The organism is Slackia heliotrinireducens DSM 20476, assembly GCF_000023885.1.
Taxonomy (GTDB): domain Bacteria; phylum Actinomycetota; class Coriobacteriia; order Coriobacteriales; family Eggerthellaceae; genus Slackia; species Slackia heliotrinireducens.
Map to the genome: position 1 here is coordinate 2,430,873 of NC_013165.1, position 15,217 is coordinate 2,446,089.

The window sequence follows — 15,217 nt, forward strand, 5'->3', positions numbered from 1 at the left end:
AAAGCCTGCGCGGATGCGGCACGAACGCCGCGCCGGGCTATTTGGCCGACGAGTTGTACTTCTGCTGAGCCTTGTCCAGGCCGTTGTCCATGTAGTAGAGCACTGCCTCGCAGCCGAGCTGGGTGCCCTGCACGAAGTCGTCCCATGCTTCTTTCTTCGGCTTGCTCAAGACCCAATCGGTGACGGGCATGCGTCCCGGAGGGCGGCCGATGCCGATGCGGATTCGCAGCCAGTCGCGGGTCTGGAGCTTGGCGTCGATGGACTTCAGGCCGTTGTGGCCCGCCAGCCCCCCGCCGAACTTCACGCGGATGGTGCCCGGGTCGATGTCCAGCTCGTCATGGATGACGATGAGGTCGGTTTTCGGGTCGACCTCGTATTTCGCGCACAGCTGCTTGACCGGCCCGCCCGAGACGTTCATGAAGCTCTGGGGTTTCGCCAACAGGACGTCCTCGCCGCGATACGTGGTTTTCGCCGTAAGGGCGCCGCACTCGGTCTTCCAATAATTGACGCGCAGCTCCTCGGCCAGCAGCGACACCGTGTCGAAGCCGGCGTTGTGCCGCGTATGGTCGTATTCCTCACCCGGATTGCCCAGGCCCACTATGAGGCGCATGCATTCGCCCTTCCAATCGTCGTCGTTCAGCTGTGGCATTATACCCCGAAGCATCCGCCTGTGCCCCCGATGCTGCAAAAGACGCATTTCCCGCATCAAGTCCGCGGTGCGGCTCGCAGGGGTTTGTCGCTTTAGGGACGGGCCACGCCGGGGTCACACAATCTCCAAGGATCCGCCCGTTACCACATCTGAACCATGAATGAGGTAGGATATGCGCGTTTTTTGCACCAGTCACTCCTGACAGGCATCGAAACGCGTGGTTTCAACCACATCGAGAAGGCTGAACAGCATTCGAATCGCCGAAAACCAGATGATGCGCCTTCCATCTGGCCCGAATGATGCAAAAAACGCGCGTTTCCTGCCTCAATGGGGTTTCGAACTTGGTAGAGCCGTGCCCAATCCTGGGTCCAAACATCAAAAAGGGCCGCCTCTCGACGGCCCTTCAACAGAGCAATTCCTAGTTGAACAGGGCGGAAATCGACCCGTTCTCGTAAGCGGCCTTCATGGTCTTGGCAAGCAGCGGCGCCACGGACAGCACCTTTATCTTGCCAGTCTGACGCTCCAGCGGAACAGGAATCGTGTTGGAGACGACGACCTCTTCGATGATCGAGTTCTCGATACGATCGTAAGCGGGACCGCTGAAGATGCCGTGCGTCGCGCAAGCGAAGATGCGCTCGGCACCCTTTGCCTTCAGCGTTGCGGCGGCGGCCACCAGGGATCCGGCCGTGTCGATCATGTCGTCGTTGATGATGCAGATCTTGCCCTCGACGTCGCCGATGAGCGCGGTAATCTCGGCCTGGTTGTGGCGCGGGCGGTCCTTATGCATGATGGCGATGTCGGAATCGAGCCGCATCTGCATCTTCTTGGCTTCCTTGGCGCGACCCACATCAGGCGACACCACGCACAGGCTCGCGGGGTCGAAGCCCTTCTGCTTGAAGTAGTCAACAAAAATCGGCAGTGCAGTCATGTGGTTCACCGGGACGTTGAAGAAGCCCTGGGTTGCAGCCGCATGCAGGTCGATGGTGATGATGTTCGAAATACCGGCGACCTGAAGCATGTCGGCAACAAGCTTCGCCGTAATGGGCTCGCGGGGAGAAGCCTTGCGCTCCTGACGAGCGTAGCCGTAATGCGTGATGACGGCCGAAATGGAGCGGGCGGATGCGCGCTTGGCAGCATCGATCATGATGAGCAGCTCCATGAGCGCGTCGTTGATGTGCTCGCCGGCGACGGACTGGATCAAGAACACGTCATCGCCGCGGATGTTCTCGAGGTAGCGGCAGTAGATTTCGCCGTTCGCGAACTTCTCGTGTTTGATGTTGCCCAACGGCATGCCCAACTGATCGGCGATCTCCTCAGCAAGCTTCGGATTCACCGAACCGCTGAAAATTGCCATCTCCTTCGTCATCTCGGTCAGCATACGTTCTCCTTCGTTCCGTTCCCCCGTTTGCCGATGTTCCTATTCTAGTACCGCACAGGTGTGAATAGCGCCTGAAAGCTTGAAAGCCCCCACTTATTGCTGCGTCTTCGAAGCTTCCTTCTGGGCCTTGAGCTTCTCGAGGTGCTTGGGGGCCCAATTGGGAATCTCCCTCTGCTCGGACCGCTCAAGGGCCAGCGCGTCCGGCGCCACGTCGTGCGTGATGCAGGACGAAGCCCCGATAACGGCGCCCTCACCGATGGTCACCGGGGCGACCATCATGGTGTCGGAACCGACGAACACATTGTCTCCGATGACCGTCTTGTGCTTGTTCACGCCGTCGTAATTGCACGTGATGGAGCCTGCGCCGATGTTGACGCCGGCGCCCATCTCGGTGTCGCCGATGTAAGACAGATGAGGCACCTTGCTGCCTTCGCCGATGGTGGATTTCTTGATCTCCACGTGAGTGCCGGCCTTTGCGTTCTTGCACAGGTGAGCCTGCGGGCGCAGGTAGGCTCGGGGGCCCGTGGAAGCCCCGTCGTCAATCTGGGCCTCGATAGCCACGGTCTCGTCCACCTTGCAGCCGCAGCCGACCACGGTGTCGGTCAGACGGGTGTTGGGGCCGATAACGCTGTCGCGGCCGATGGTGGTGGCGCCCATAAGCATGACCTGGGGCAGCAGCTCCACATCGTTTTCGATACGCACGTCCGGTCCGATCCAGACGGTGGTGGGGTCCATCATGGTGACGCCCGCCATCATGTGACGGGTGTTGATGCGGTGCTGCATGGCGCGGGTTGCCTGCGACAGCTGGACGCGGGAGTTCACGCCCATGGCCTCTTCGGCGTCGGCGGTCTTGTAGGCCAAAACCTTACGACCTGCGTTGCGGCAGATTTCCAGCACGTCGGTCAGGTAGTACTCGCCCTGGGCATTGTTGTTAGACACATGGGACAGCGCCTCGAACAGCGCCGGCGTGTCGAAGCAGTAGAACCCGGCGTTGCACTCGGTGACGGCCGCCTCTTCGGGCGTGCAGTCCTTCTGCTCCACGATGCGGGCAACGGCGTCGTCGGCATCGCGGATGATGCGGCCGTACCCGGTGGGGTCGTCCATGTCCATGGTAAGCACCACCACGGCGGCATCGGTGGATTCGCGCGTCTCAACCAGCGCGGCGATGGTTTCAGGGGTGATGAGGGGGCAGTCGCCGGAAAGGACCACCAGCGAACCAGGTACCACGGCTCCGTCGTTGGCGAACGCGTCACGGGCGGCATTCACGGCGTGACCCGTGCCCAGGCGCTGCTCTTGGAATACGACGGTCGTGTCCGTAACCAGCGGTTCAACCTGGTCGGCCTTGTGGCCGAGCACGGTAACGACTTCAGTAATACCAGCGTCGCGAGCTGCGTCGATGACCCAACGTACGAGCGGCTTGCCCAACACTTCGTGTGCGACCTTCGGTTTTTCCGATTTCATGCGCGTTCCAGCGCCGGCCGCGAGAATCAAAGCCTTGGCTTGCATGTACACCTACATTTCAAAACTAACGGTTGAATAAGTCCGCTTAGTATATCAGTGAACACCCGCGTATTGGGGAAACGCACGAATGATGCAAAGACGAGGCAACCGCGCCCCTGATGAAGCGCGGTTGCATGTTCGATATGGCAGCTGCGGCGAAGGTGCCGCGACGCTTCGGTTAGCCGATTTCGGCCCGTACCACGGAGGCGATGGCCTCGGCCTTCTCCTCGGCGGTCTTCTTGTCGACGGCTTCAACCATGACGCGGACCAGGGGCTCGGTTCCGCTGGTGCGGACCAGCACGCGGCCGGCATCTCCCATGGCCTGTTCGGCCTCGCGGACGGAAGCCCAGATGGGCTCGTTGTCGTCCAGCAGATGCTTGTCGCGGACGCGCACGTTGACGAGCGTCTGGGGCAGACGCTCCATGACCTTGATGGCCTCGTCCACGGTTTTGCCGCTGCGCTTGACGGCCGCCAGGAACTGGCAGGCCGTGACCAGCCCGTCGCCCGTGGAGTTGTAATCCAGCATGATCATGTGGCCGGACTGCTCGCCGCCGATGGCGTAGCCGCCTTCGCGCATGGCTTCCAGCACGTAGCGGTCGCCCACCTTGGTCTGGATGACCTTGATGCCGTTGGCATGCATGGCGCGCACGAAGCCGAGGTTGGTCATGACGGTGGAAACCACCGTGTCCTGCGGCAGGGCGCCGCGCATCTTCATGTCGACGGCCATGACGGCTTCGACACGGTCGCCGTCGATGTCGGTGCCGTCCTTCGCCATCAGCATGACGCGGTCCGCGTCCCCGTCGTGGGCGATGCCCACATCGGCGCCGCATTCGGCCATCAGCTGCTTCAAGGGGCCCAGGTTGGTGGACCCACACCCCACGTTGATGTCGTTGCCGTCGAAGTCGTCGTTGATGACCGTGACCTGGGCACCCAGGCGGCGCAGTGCTTCGGCGCTGGTCAGCGACGAGGCTCCGTGCCCGGTGTCGAGGGCGATGTGCATGCCTTCGAACGTGATGCCCTGGGACGTCACGCTGTCGACGGCGTGCTGGATGTAGATCTCGCAGGCCTCGTCCACGTCGACGGCGGCGCCGACGGAATCGCCCACAGGCATGGATTCGCCCTCGGCGAGGTTGGCCTCGAGTCCGCCGCTTTCGACGAAGGCCTGGATGGAATCCTCCACGTCGTCGGGGAGCTTGAAACCCTGGTCGTCGAAAAACTTGATGCCGTTATATTCAGGAGGGTTGTGGGAGGCGGAAATGACGATGCCGCCCGCAGCCCTCAGCTCGCGCACCAGCAGAGCCACGCCGGGCGTCGGGATGACGCCCGCGAGCAGCGCATCGCCGCCCGCGCTCGTGATGCCTGCGACGACCGCGGCCTGCAGCATATCGCCGCTCTTGCGCGTATCGCGCCCCACTACGATGGATGAACCCAGGAAAGTGGCGGCAGCCTGACCAAGACGATATGCAATGGCGCAGGTCAGCTCGGTGTTTGCAACACCGCGCACGCCGTCTGTTCCGAAGAGTCGAGCCATGAGGGACCCCTTGTTCTCGAATGGTACCGATGAAAAGCCGTGTAGGCACAGCCTTGTATTTTAGCAGAGCTGCGAAAATGCGCCATCCATACCTATATATGAATACAGTTGGACGATTTGCCCTGACGCCAAAGACACGTGCGGATGGCGTGATGGCGGGCCCGGTGCGGTCGGGCGGCGGCGCCGATGTGGCATAATGTCGCAAGACATTCCCCATGGAACGGAGCGACATGGACTTCGATTTTCGCAACTACCCCCTCACCTGCTCGTTGATCGTCATCAACGTCGTGGTTTTCGCCGTGCTCGAAGTGCTCGGCATGACCCAGGGCTACACGCTGTACAACGCGGGCGTGCTGACCACGTCCAGCCTGTTGGACGGCCAGTACTACACCCTCATCACGTCGATGTTCCTGCATGGCGGGCTGATGCATCTGCTTTGCAACATGATCACGATGTATTACATCGGCACCGTCATCGAGGACGTGTTCGGGCCGGTGCGGTTCCTCATCATCTACTTTTTGTCAGGCATCGCCGGAGGCCTGACGTCCATGGCGGTCATGATAGCCGCCGGCGAGAACGGAGGCGTCGTGGGCGCGTCCGGCGCCCTGTTCGGCCTGTTCGGAGCCTACGGCTACCTGCTCGTCCGCGAGCATCGCAAGCCCGTGGTGTTCATGCGCCCGACCTCGTCTTCGGACCTCAAGGGCTTCTTCGGGTTCTTGGTGTTGAACATCATCATCGGTCTGACGCCAGGCATCGCCATGGAGGCGCACATCGGCGGCATGATTTGCGGCCTTTTGGCGTCCATCCCCATGTACGAGCTGATGCGCGTCGCCGTCCAGCGCGAAATCGACGCGGGGCACATCCCGGCGCCCTACATCCCCAAGCCGAATCCCGGCTACGACTACGACGCCGCCACGGCCGCCCACGATGCCGCCATGGCAGCCCAGAACGACTTCAACCGGCGCTACGATTCCGCCCGCCCCCATCAGAAGGAAGAGATGCGCGAAGAGGCCCTCGACCTGGACAAACGATAGAAGCGCACGTGGCGGCCGCCGGCCGCGCAGCCCCAAACATGCGAAGCGCCCTCCCCGTCATGAGGAGGGCGCTTTTGTGTTCCCTACGGCACGGCCCGACGGCTACCACTCGGTCGCGATGTCGGTTATCAGCCCGCTCTCGCCGATGGTCAGGTACACCGTGATGGTGTTGTCGGGTCCGTCGGCCTGCATTTGGGCCCATTGGTCGGCACTCACCATCGACTGCGTTGCCCAGAACCGCACCGTCGCCTTGACCACGTTGTCGGGTTGGCCCTCGGTGGTAAGCTCCACGCTGTCGGCGTTCGGCGCGGCGCCCAGGTACAGCGGACCTTCGAAGTCGAACGCCCACGATGCGTTGGAGCCGGGCTCGATGTAGGCCATCCAGGGGTCGCCCTCCACGATTGTCATGGTGCCGGACTCGTCCAGACTCCACTGGCTGAAGAACGACCAGCAGAAGTCGGATGCCACCTTGATCATGGCTTCGTCGTCCAACCCGCTTTCGGCAGGCTCGGGTTCAACCGTTTTTTCGGGCTCGGTTTTCTCTTCGGCTTCGGGCTCGGGTGCCTCCTCGGCTGCAGGCTTCGAATCTGCAGCGCGATGCGTCCAATACATCGCCGCCATCTTCAGGTCTTCCAGCTGCCCTTCGGAAAGCAGCCCCTCGTCAACGGCTTTCTGGGCCCATTCCAACGCCGCATCGAGCTCGTCATCCCGCACGCCGTCGGGATCAGCCTCTATCAATCGGACGTTCATTTCGTTTTCCACGCCGGAAATGGCCGATTCGCCGTCGGCATCTTCGGTATCGTAGGAAATCCCACCCTTCTTATCGACAGACACCACGGCCACGTCATCGGGCACGTCGTACATTTCGCCACCTGCGGCGATCGGAGATGCCGGAACGCTCACCTTGTATTCACCTGGCTCCAAATTGACAGAAGCGGGTTCGTCGGTCGTAGCGAACAGCTCTTGGTCCACCTTGTCGCCCTCGGCGGTTCGGCCCTTGACGCACACGGGCACCGGCGACCCTTCGCCATCAAGGCCGTCGGCTTCAACAGCGATGTTGATGGCCGCCTCCTCTACCTCCGCGCCGGATCCGCGAGTCAGAGCGAAAACACCGATGCCCGCGATGAGCGCCACGGCTGCGACGGCCGCTATGACGATCGGCACCTTGGACTTCTTCGGTGCGGCTGGAGCCATCTGCTGTGCCTGGGAAATTCCGGGGGTCTGAGCTGCGCCTGTCGGCGCACCGCAATTGTTGCAGAATCTCACGTTGTCGGGAATCTGGTTTCCGCACTGCTGGCAATACATATCCGTCCCTTCTCCAATACGGTTCCCATAACGATTATACGGGCTTGATTCGCAATGGGTTGCACAACTTCGGCGGCATGGGGCGCGACAGCAGGCAACGTGCCGCAGCAACAAAAAAGCCGCCCCGAAGGACGGCTTTCTTGTAGTCTTTGGAACTCGAAGCTTAGCGCTTGGAGAACTGCGGACGCTTGCGGGCCTTCTTCAGACCGTACTTCTTGCGCTCGACCATACGAGGGTCGCGGGTCAGGAAGCCAGCCTTCTTGAGCTCGGGACGATACTCGCCGGCCTCGAGCAGCGCACGGCTGATGCCGTGACGCAGAGCGCCAGCCTGTCCGGAAATTCCGCCGCCATTGCAACGAGCGATGACGTCGAAATGACCCATGGTGTCGGTTACCTTGAACGGTGCCATGGCGTAATCAACCAGGGCTTCGCGGCCGAAGTACTGGGCAGCTTCACGGCCGTTGACCGTGACCTTGCCGGTGCCGGGGACCAAGCGGACGCGAGCAACGGCGTTCTTGCGACGGCCAGTGCCGTAGTAAATTGCTTCACCTGCCATTGTTACAACTCCTCAATCTTGATCTCACGGGGCTTCTGAGCCTGATGCGGATGATCAGGACCAACGTACACCTTCAGCTTCAAACCCTGCTTGCGGCCCAGAGTGTTCTTGGGCAGCATGCCCTTGACGGCATGCTCGATAACGCGCTCAGGATGCTTCTCCATGGCCTCGGTGAAGGTTTCCTTCTTCAGTCCGCCCGGATGGCCGGAATGACGATAGTATTCCTTGTTAGCGGCCTTGGTACCGGTCACCTTGATCTTGTCAGCATTCACGATGATGACAAAGTCGCCGGTGTCGATATGCGGGGTATACGTCGGCTTGTGCTTGCCCTTGAGAATCATGGCAGCCTTAGCAGCAACGCGACCCAGAACCTGGTCGGTGGCGTCGATGACGAACCACTCGCGCTCAACCTCACTCGGCTTTGCGTAATACGTTTTCACGATATCCTCCGTTTACATGTTCATAATCAATAGTGCCGCTCTCGAACTGTTCAGGTCCCACCCCGAACCGGTTTTCCGGGCCTGGACTCCCTTCCGACCGTGTCCGATTCACAGCAATTTCCGGGGCTATTGAAAGCGAACTTTTGCAGTATATGAAGGAAATCGCCCAACGTCAACAAGGGTTTTCGTCCCTTGGCGAAGCGACCACACAATTCCCACGTATTCGCGCAGGCATCTCGCCTGAACAAACCCCGGCAATGCCGTGCAGGGCATCGGCGCGAAGCGGCTAAGCGGTACGCAATCTGTTTCTCATATGGTGGCAATGTGTATATTTATGCATGGTTTTCAATCTTTTTATCATTTTTATAACATTGAGATTAGAATTTATGCACTAAACATAAGACCGCGCACGATCGATCGGGACGCGGTCTTATATAGTTAAGGGCGCAGAAACCGCCGCTTAGAGGCAAAGTCCGTGTTTCCGCAGTTCGCATTCGGGAAAACGGGTACCATGCCGTAAGCGGATAAACCTATGAAAGAGAGGATGCACATGGTAAAAGCAGCGGTCATCGGTGGCGCAGGATACGCAGGCGCCGAACTGGTTAGGCTGATTGCCCGACATCCCGAATTCGAACTGATCGCCGTCACGTCCGACGCCGACGCAGGCAACCCCATCGCCGACACGTATCCGGCGCTTCTGGGCGTCGAGCCCGCCTGCTTCACGCCGCACGACGACCCGGCCGTGCTTGATTGCGACGTGGCGTTTCTGGCCGTGCCCCATACCGCGGGCATGCATCACGCGGCGCGCCTTGTTGCCGCAGGCGTCACGGTGGTCGACCTGTCGGCCGACTTCCGTCTTCCCCAGGATGTGTACGAAGCGGCCTACAACGTGGAACATACCGCCGCTGACCTGCTTGAAGGCGCGGCGTACGGACAGCCCGAACTTAACCATGCGGCGCTGGACGCGCTGGCTGCCAAGCATGCGGAAGGAGAGCCCGTGGTGGTAGGCTGCGCAGGCTGCTACCCCACCGCCGTCTCGCTGGCCGCGGTGCCTGCCGTTCGTGCGGGCCTGGTTTCCGGCACGGTGATCGCCGACTGCATTTCCGGCATCTCGGGCGCCGGCAAGAAGCCCACCTACAAGACGCACTACTGTTCGGCCAACGAGGACGCCCAGGCCTACGGCCTGCCTCTGCACCGCCACGCCCCCGAAATGGACATGGAGCTTGAAATGGCCTGGTCCCAGGGCGAAAACGAAGGTGCTGCGCCGAAGATCCTGTTCACGCCCCATCTGGCGCCGCTGGCACGCGGCATGGTGGCCACGCTGCACCTGCCCGTCACCACCGAGGATGTGGACTGGCAGAAACTCTATGAGGATGCCTACGCGGGCAACCCCTTCGTCCACGTGCTGCCCGCAGGCAAAAGCCCGCGCACCTCGAGCGTCGCAGGCACGAACAACGCGCACATCGGCGTGTTCCCGAACCGCGGCAACGGGTACGTCACGGTAATAAGCACCATCGACAACCTGGGCAAAGGCGCTGCGGCGCAGGCCATCCAGTGCGCCAACATCATCTTCGGCTTCGACGAGACCGCCGGTCTGGAAGGCATGGCGAGGGCCCTGTGAGTTACTCCACCGACTTTTTCGACATTTCCGGGCTGGCGCTGGAGCCGCCGGCCCTCGACGATTTCGCCGTCATCGAACGCGGCGGCGTGACCAGTGCCCAGGGATTCAAGGCATGCGGTGTGGCTGGATGCTTCCGCCCCGCCACGCCCGATCGCCTCGACCTGGCCATTGTGGCAAGCGATGCGCCCGCCCGCTGCGCCGGAACCTTCACGAAGAACGAGTTTTACGCCGCACCCGTAGCCGTAAGCCGCGAACATTCCGCGCAGGGCTGCGCCAAAGGTGTGGTCATCAACTCCGGCACCGCCAACGCGGCCACCGGCACCGTGGGTATGGACAACGCACGGCGCATGGCCGCCATCGGAGCCGAGGCCCTGGGGTGCGCGACCGAGGAAGTGCTCATCGCGTCCACCGGCGTCATCGGCCGCCACATGGACATGGGCAAGCTCGAAGCCGCCATCCGCGCGGCTGCGCCCAAGCTTTCCGCAGATGCCGGGCACGATGCGGCCGTCGCTATCCTGACCACGGACACCCATGCCAAGGAATTTGCCGTCAGCTGGACCACCGCCGACCCTGCCTATGACAAAGCCACGTTCACCGTGGGCGGCATGGCCAAAGGCGCCGGTATGATCATGCCGAACATGGCAACCATGATCTCGGTCATCACCACCGATGCGCCGCTAGGCCAGACCTGCTGCCAGCAGGCACTTTCCGCAGCAGTCGACGGGAGCTTCAACAAGGTGACTGTGGACGGCGACACGTCCACCAACGACACCTGCCTGTTGATGGCAAACGGAGCCGCCGCCGCAGGCGCGCCGTGGATCGAACCCGGCAGCATCGCCGCCGACGAGTGCGCCGCAGCCGTCGCCTACGTCTGCACTACCATCGCCCGCGCGATGGCCGCCGACGGCGAGGGCGCCACGAAGCTTCTGACCGTGCATATCGCGGGCGCCGCAAACGATGCCGAAGCCGAAACCGCCGCGCGCACCGTGGCGAACTCCATGCTGGTCAAGACCGCAATTTTCGGACACGACGCCAACTGGGGACGCATCGCCGCCGCCATCGGGCGCTCCGGCGTGCGCATGCGACAGGAAAACATGGACATCGACCTTATGGGTGTCAACGTCCTGAAGGCCGGTCTGCCCGTTCCCTTCGACGAGGACGACATGCTGGTCCGCTTCGAAGCCCCGGAGATCGTCATCGACGCCGATCTGGGAGAAGGCGAAGGCGAATCCACCATCTGGTCGTGCGATTTGACCTTCGATTACGTGCACATCAACGGCGACTACCGCAGCTAGCCGCGCAACCGTCGACTCAACCGTTAGGAACACTTCATGAAATACACTTCCGACTTCCGCCAGATCCTGGAAACCCAGGGCGCCGAAACGCTCATCGAGGCGCTGCCCTGGTTCAAGGACGTCACCGGCAAAACCGTCGTCATCAAATACGGCGGCGCGGCCATGGAGGACCCCGAGCTCATGGATTCGGTCATGACCGACATCCTGCTGCTGAAGATCATCGGCGTGCGCCCCGTCATCATTCACGGCGGCGGCAAAGCCATCAACCGCATGCTGGACAAGCTCAACGTCCCCGTGAAGTTCGAAAACGGCCTGCGCGTGACCGACGACGCCACCATGGACGTGGTGAAGATGGTGCTCACCGGCGACGTGAACGACCAGCTGGTACGCGCCGTCAACAAGCACGGCAACCTGGCCGTGGGCCTTTCGGGCTCCGACGCCGGCACGCTGAAGGCCGTGCAGAAGGATCCGGCTTTAGGCCGCGTGGGCAAGGTCTCCGAGATCGACCCCAGCTACCTGAACGACCTCATCAACGCGGACTACATTCCGATCATCGCAAGCATCGCAGCCAGCGCCGACGATGACGGCGTCTACAACATCAACGCCGACGAGGCCGCGGGCGACATCGCTTCCGCCATCGGCGCCCACAAGATCATGTTCCTGACGGACGTGAACGGCCTGTACGAGAACTACCCCGACCCCGACACGCTCATCGCGTGGATGACCCAAGAGGAAGCCGAAGAGCTCATCGCTTCCGGCAAGATCGCCAGCGGCATGATTCCCAAGATCAACGCCGCGCTGCACGCCCTTAAAGGCGGTGTGCCCCGCGCCCACATCCTGAACGGCAAAATTCCCCACGCTATCCTGCTCGAAATGCTCACCGACTCGGGCATCGGCACCATGATCCGACGCGCAGACAGCGCCGATCAGCTGGAACGCCACCCGCTGGACCGCTTCACCAAGCGCCTGTCCGAAAACCTGTCCATCGACCCCGAGGGCGACGAATACGAATTCGAAATCGTCCACTAACCCACGCTGAGGAGACCACCTATGACTCTTGAACATGAGCAGCAGCTCGAAAACGAATACGTAATGCCCACCTTCGTCCGCAAGCCCGTCGAGTTCGTCAGCGGCTCGGGCATGGAGCTTGTAGACGACAAGGGCAAAACCTATCTGGACTTCATCGGCGGCATCGGCGTGATCGCCATCGGGCACTGCAACCCGGTGCTGGCGGATGCCCTCGCCGAGCAGGCCCACAAACTCATGCACGTCAGCAACTACTACTATGTCGAAGGCCGCGGCGACCTGTCGAAGAAGCTTTGCGACATGCTGAACCACGGCGCTGCCGAACCCGAGGTTTGGAAGACGTTCTACACGAACTCCGGCGCCGAATCCAACGAATGCGCCGTGAAGATCGCACGCCTGCACGCCAAGAAGAACGGGCGCGGCGGCACCATCGTCACGCTGGAGGGCAGCTTCCACGGACGCACGCTGGCGACGTTGGCCGCCACGGCCCAGCCTGCCAAGCAGGAGGCGTTCCAACCGCTGCCTGCGGGGTTCGTCGCCACGCCGCCTAACGACGTCGCAGCGTTGGAAGCCCTGTTCGAGGCCCAAGGCACCGACATCGCGGCCGTTCTCGTGGAGCCCATCCAGGGCGAAGGCGGCGTCAAGCCCCTCACCCAGGAGTTCATGCAGGCCGTGCGCGAACAGTGCACGAAGCACGGCGCGCTCATGATGTGCGACGAGGTCCAGACGGGCATCTACCGTTGCGGCACCCCCTACGCGTTCCAGAAGTTCGGCGTTGTGCCCGACGTGGTCAGCATGGCCAAGGGCATCGGCGGCGGCATGCCCATGGGAGCCTGCGCTGCCCGTGGCGAAATCGCCGACACTTTCTCGCCCGGCGACCATGGCACCACGTTCGGCGGCAGCTGCCTGGCAATCACGGCAGCAAACACGACGCTCGATTACATCCAGGAGCACGACATCGCCGCCAACATTGAGGAAACGGGTGCTTACCTGCGCGAACAGCTGGCAACCCTGCCCCATATGAAAGAAGTCCGCGGCATGGGCCTTATGGATGCCATCGAATTCGACGACACGGTGGATGCGCCGGCGTTGGTTCTGGCAGCCCTTGAAGCCGACCAGGGCCTGGTGCTCAATTACACCGGTCCCCACACCATGCGCTTCCTGCCGCCGCTGGTCTGCACCAAGGCGGATGTGGACGTCATGATCGCCCAGATGAAGGAGCTGCTCGGCTAACCGCACTCCCCCATCGCCGAGCCGGCCTTCGCAAGGTTCGATTCAGGGTTCATCTCAGCCCCCGGATGCAAACAACCAAGCATCCGGGGGCTGTTTCTTGTCGCTAATACCACGTTGCTTTCAGCCGCCGCCAAGGCCGCAATCAAAACCGCCGGAACCCATCTGTCGGGCAACTCGCAAAGAATCAGCCAGCATCATGGTGGTGGTCTGCGGAACCAACCAAAGACCGAGCGCCATGCTCATGGCCACTGAGGCGAACGTGCGCCATACGCTCGTACCGCTGAAACCGACGAACAAACATGGAACGAAAACCTCATACCCGAAGTTCCGCAAAGCACTGCGTGACGACGGGTTCGTCATGGTGGCGCCTGAGCTGTACATGCGCGTGGTGGCGAACCGGAAAGCGATTCGCAAGCACCTCAAACGAATGGCCGAAAAGCTGCCTGAAACGGACACCGTCGTGACGCTTTCCCTTACAGAAAAGCAGTGGGAGAAAATGGTGTATCTGGTGGGTGAAAAAAGCGATCAAGAACTGCTAGTGGGAGGAAAATCCCATGTCATTCTATAGGTTTGACGGGTTCCTGATTTCAGGAACCCGTCAAACCTATTCGATTACGGTTAACGAAATGTTCTTTCCGCGTGATGGAGAACGTTCTATCATTGCAATAAGATTCGACGAGTTGTACGAAAAGGCCAAAGAACGTACCTCGGACGCAAAGCAGGCGAAAAACGCCGCGCTGGCTTTGTTGGAAGCTGAAAACGAGGTGAAACGATGGTACAAGATAACCAAGTTGTAAGGGAGCCAGAAAAGGCCTCTGATTATACTATTGATGACCGCGATTATACATACGACCCCTACAAGCCAGATATGGGTCTTGATAAACAGACCCTGGCGTTGATTGAAGAGATCAAATCGGAAATCGATAAGTAGTTAGCCGCCCTCCGAGGCGGCTTCTGTTTGACGGCTTCCTGATTTCAGGAAGCCGTCAAACTCGCGCCCCCCTGCTCATGCCGGGCGCGAGCGTGATGGTCTGCCGCCTGGGCGAGATCTCGCCGTCCGCGCCCTCCAGCTCGGCGCGCACGACCGTGTAGTCCAGCCTCAGTATGCGGACGGTCTCGGGTATCTCCATTCCGCCTCCCTTCCTCTGAGGCGGCAGTATGCGCGCGAGGTCACCCCGGCATAAGAAAAGCCCCGCCGGGGCGGGGCTTTTATCTGAAGTCGATGCCGAGAATCGGATGTGAGTGCTGCGGAGGTCTGTACTCTCCCTTGAGCAGTGGTTCGTAATCTCCACCGTGATCGTTCTTGGCCAACGCGTCATAGAGAATCATGGTCGGCATAATAAAATCCTCCGGCCACTTGCGCCTCAGCATCTCGTCTATGAATTCCTGTCTATCCATACGCTTCATTGTACAGTTTTTGAACAAGCTCGCCAACCTCTTGCGCGCATTCGCGCGGAGATTCGCTCGTCTTCCATTCGGCATACGCTTCCGCAAGAAACCCCCTCTTGACTGTGTCGAGGCTTGTTCCCTCTTCGCTTGCGCGCTTCTGCACATAACCAGAAACATTTCCCTTTAAATCGCCTTCGTACTTATCGAGAATCTTCTCAAATTCGGACGACGAAGAAATCTTGAGCAAGTCATCCAATTGG

The 15,217-nt window shown here is 61.0% G+C and carries 18 protein-coding genes; 8 read left to right on the forward strand and 10 right to left on the reverse strand.

Going from position 1 to position 15,217, the window contains the following annotated elements; all coding sequences use genetic code 11:
* Positions 1 to 37 precede the first annotated feature (37 nt).
* The 4 genes from pth to glmM all read right to left on the reverse strand — a co-directional run bounded on the left by pth (position 38) and on the right by glmM (position 5,058).
* Positions 38 to 610: an aminoacyl-tRNA hydrolase gene (pth, locus tag SHEL_RS10755; protein WP_012799302.1), complete on the reverse strand. Its 573-nt coding sequence runs from the start codon at positions 608 to 610 to the stop codon at positions 38 to 40.
* 457 nt (positions 611 to 1,067) lie between these two features.
* Positions 1,068 to 2,024: a ribose-phosphate diphosphokinase gene (locus SHEL_RS10760; RefSeq protein ID WP_050749658.1), complete on the reverse strand. Its 957-nt coding sequence runs from the start codon at positions 2,022 to 2,024 to the stop codon at positions 1,068 to 1,070.
* Positions 2,025 to 2,120: 96 nt separating this feature from the next.
* The gene (gene glmU / locus SHEL_RS10765) at positions 2,121 to 3,533 is read right to left on the reverse strand and encodes a bifunctional UDP-N-acetylglucosamine diphosphorylase/glucosamine-1-phosphate N-acetyltransferase GlmU (RefSeq protein WP_012799304.1); all 1,413 of its coding nucleotides are present in this window, start codon (positions 3,531 to 3,533) and stop codon (positions 2,121 to 2,123) included.
* A gap of 172 nt (positions 3,534 to 3,705) precedes the next feature.
* Positions 3,706 to 5,058, reverse strand: a complete 1,353-nt coding sequence (glmM, locus tag SHEL_RS10770) for a phosphoglucosamine mutase (protein WP_012799305.1) — start codon at positions 5,056 to 5,058, stop codon at positions 3,706 to 3,708.
* Positions 5,059 to 5,288: 230 nt separating this feature from the next.
* Between glmM and SHEL_RS10775 the strand changes: the two genes are divergently transcribed.
* On the forward strand, positions 5,289 to 6,092 hold the full coding sequence (locus tag SHEL_RS10775; protein ID WP_012799306.1) for a rhomboid family intramembrane serine protease: 804 nt from the start codon (positions 5,289 to 5,291) through the stop codon (positions 6,090 to 6,092).
* A gap of 102 nt (positions 6,093 to 6,194) precedes the next feature.
* On the opposite strand, the gene SHEL_RS10780 is transcribed toward SHEL_RS10775, so the two are convergent.
* The 3 genes from SHEL_RS10780 to rplM all read right to left on the reverse strand — a co-directional run bounded on the left by SHEL_RS10780 (position 6,195) and on the right by rplM (position 8,393).
* On the reverse strand, positions 6,195 to 7,397 hold the full coding sequence (locus tag SHEL_RS10780; RefSeq protein WP_012799307.1) for a zinc ribbon domain-containing protein: 1,203 nt from the start codon (positions 7,395 to 7,397) through the stop codon (positions 6,195 to 6,197).
* A gap of 163 nt (positions 7,398 to 7,560) precedes the next feature.
* The gene (gene rpsI, locus SHEL_RS10785) at positions 7,561 to 7,953 is read right to left on the reverse strand and encodes a 30S ribosomal protein S9 (RefSeq protein WP_012799308.1); all 393 of its coding nucleotides are present in this window, start codon (positions 7,951 to 7,953) and stop codon (positions 7,561 to 7,563) included.
* A gap of 2 nt (positions 7,954 to 7,955) precedes the next feature.
* The gene (rplM, locus tag SHEL_RS10790) at positions 7,956 to 8,393 is read right to left on the reverse strand and encodes a 50S ribosomal protein L13 (RefSeq protein ID WP_012799309.1); all 438 of its coding nucleotides are present in this window, start codon (positions 8,391 to 8,393) and stop codon (positions 7,956 to 7,958) included.
* A 550-nt stretch (positions 8,394 to 8,943) separates the two neighbouring features.
* Here rplM and argC point away from each other — a divergent pair.
* From argC to SHEL_RS15325, 7 genes are all read left to right on the forward strand, one after another.
* Positions 8,944 to 10,014 (forward strand): N-acetyl-gamma-glutamyl-phosphate reductase, encoded by a 1,071-nt coding sequence (gene argC / locus SHEL_RS10795; RefSeq protein ID WP_012799310.1) that lies wholly within the window; start codon positions 8,944 to 8,946, stop codon positions 10,012 to 10,014.
* Entirely contained in the window at positions 10,011 to 11,309 is a 1,299-nt protein-coding gene (gene argJ / locus SHEL_RS10800) for a bifunctional glutamate N-acetyltransferase/amino-acid acetyltransferase ArgJ (RefSeq protein ID WP_012799311.1), read from the forward strand. Before argC ends, argJ begins: the two co-directional genes overlap by 4 nt.
* A 36-nt stretch (positions 11,310 to 11,345) precedes the next feature.
* Complete coding sequence (gene argB, locus SHEL_RS10805) at positions 11,346 to 12,338, forward strand: acetylglutamate kinase (RefSeq protein ID WP_012799312.1); 993 nt, start codon at positions 11,346 to 11,348, stop codon at positions 12,336 to 12,338.
* Positions 12,339 to 12,359: 21 nt separating this feature from the next.
* On the forward strand, positions 12,360 to 13,568 hold the full coding sequence (locus SHEL_RS10810; RefSeq protein WP_012799313.1) for an aspartate aminotransferase family protein: 1,209 nt from the start codon (positions 12,360 to 12,362) through the stop codon (positions 13,566 to 13,568).
* 235 nt (positions 13,569 to 13,803) lie between these two features.
* Positions 13,804 to 14,136, forward strand: a complete 333-nt coding sequence (gene cas2 / locus SHEL_RS10815; protein WP_169304521.1) for a CRISPR-associated endonuclease Cas2 — start codon at positions 13,804 to 13,806, stop codon at positions 14,134 to 14,136.
* Positions 14,123 to 14,365, forward strand: a complete 243-nt coding sequence (locus SHEL_RS10820) for a hypothetical protein (protein ID WP_012799315.1) — start codon at positions 14,123 to 14,125, stop codon at positions 14,363 to 14,365. The genes cas2 and SHEL_RS10820 overlap by 14 nt, the downstream gene beginning before the upstream one ends.
* The gene (locus SHEL_RS15325) at positions 14,341 to 14,499 is read left to right on the forward strand and encodes a hypothetical protein (RefSeq protein ID WP_169304522.1); all 159 of its coding nucleotides are present in this window, start codon (positions 14,341 to 14,343) and stop codon (positions 14,497 to 14,499) included. Before SHEL_RS10820 ends, SHEL_RS15325 begins: the two co-directional genes overlap by 25 nt.
* A gap of 55 nt (positions 14,500 to 14,554) precedes the next feature.
* Here the strand turns inward: SHEL_RS15325 and SHEL_RS15330 are convergent, their stop codons facing one another.
* From SHEL_RS15330 to SHEL_RS10830, 3 genes are all read right to left on the reverse strand, one after another.
* On the reverse strand, positions 14,555 to 14,698 hold the full coding sequence (locus SHEL_RS15330; protein WP_012799316.1) for a hypothetical protein: 144 nt from the start codon (positions 14,696 to 14,698) through the stop codon (positions 14,555 to 14,557).
* A 79-nt stretch (positions 14,699 to 14,777) separates the two neighbouring features.
* A complete protein-coding gene (locus SHEL_RS10825) occupies positions 14,778 to 14,966 on the reverse strand; it encodes a hypothetical protein (RefSeq protein WP_041422567.1) in 189 nt (62 codons plus the stop codon).
* Positions 14,959 to 15,213: a hypothetical protein gene (locus SHEL_RS10830; RefSeq protein ID WP_126513814.1), complete on the reverse strand. Its 255-nt coding sequence runs from the start codon at positions 15,211 to 15,213 to the stop codon at positions 14,959 to 14,961. Before SHEL_RS10830 ends, SHEL_RS10825 begins: the two co-directional genes overlap by 8 nt.
* Positions 15,214 to 15,217 lie beyond the last annotated feature (4 nt).

What these genes read in the sequence shown, in the direction of transcription:
- glmM (WP_012799305.1), bottom strand. Translation starts at nt 5,058, where the DNA reads ATGGCTCGACTCTTCGGAACAGACGGCGTGCGCGGTGTTGCAAACACC.
- SHEL_RS10780 (WP_012799307.1), bottom strand. Translation starts at nt 7,397, where the DNA reads ATGTATTGCCAGCAGTGCGGAAACCAGATTCCCGACAACGTGAGATTC.
- SHEL_RS15330 (WP_012799316.1), bottom strand. Translation starts at nt 14,698, where the DNA reads ATGGAGATACCCGAGACCGTCCGCATACTGAGGCTGGACTACACGGTC.
- glmU (WP_012799304.1), bottom strand. Translation starts at nt 3,533, where the DNA reads ATGCAAGCCAAGGCTTTGATTCTCGCGGCCGGCGCTGGAACGCGCATG.
- SHEL_RS10820 (WP_012799315.1), top strand. Translation starts at nt 14,123, where the DNA reads ATGTCATTCTATAGGTTTGACGGGTTCCTGATTTCAGGAACCCGTCAA.
- SHEL_RS15325 (WP_169304522.1), top strand. Translation starts at nt 14,341, where the DNA reads ATGGTACAAGATAACCAAGTTGTAAGGGAGCCAGAAAAGGCCTCTGAT.
- rpsI (WP_012799308.1), bottom strand. Translation starts at nt 7,953, where the DNA reads ATGGCAGGTGAAGCAATTTACTACGGCACTGGCCGTCGCAAGAACGCC.
- SHEL_RS10810 (WP_012799313.1), top strand. Translation starts at nt 12,360, where the DNA reads ATGACTCTTGAACATGAGCAGCAGCTCGAAAACGAATACGTAATGCCC.
- pth (WP_012799302.1), bottom strand. Translation starts at nt 610, where the DNA reads ATGCGCCTCATAGTGGGCCTGGGCAATCCGGGTGAGGAATACGACCAT.
- SHEL_RS10825 (WP_041422567.1), bottom strand. Translation starts at nt 14,966, where the DNA reads ATGGATAGACAGGAATTCATAGACGAGATGCTGAGGCGCAAGTGGCCG.
- cas2 (WP_169304521.1), top strand. Translation starts at nt 13,804, where the DNA reads ATGCTCATGGCCACTGAGGCGAACGTGCGCCATACGCTCGTACCGCTG.
- argC (WP_012799310.1), top strand. Translation starts at nt 8,944, where the DNA reads ATGGTAAAAGCAGCGGTCATCGGTGGCGCAGGATACGCAGGCGCCGAA.
- SHEL_RS10775 (WP_012799306.1), top strand. Translation starts at nt 5,289, where the DNA reads ATGGACTTCGATTTTCGCAACTACCCCCTCACCTGCTCGTTGATCGTC.
- argB (WP_012799312.1), top strand. Translation starts at nt 11,346, where the DNA reads ATGAAATACACTTCCGACTTCCGCCAGATCCTGGAAACCCAGGGCGCC.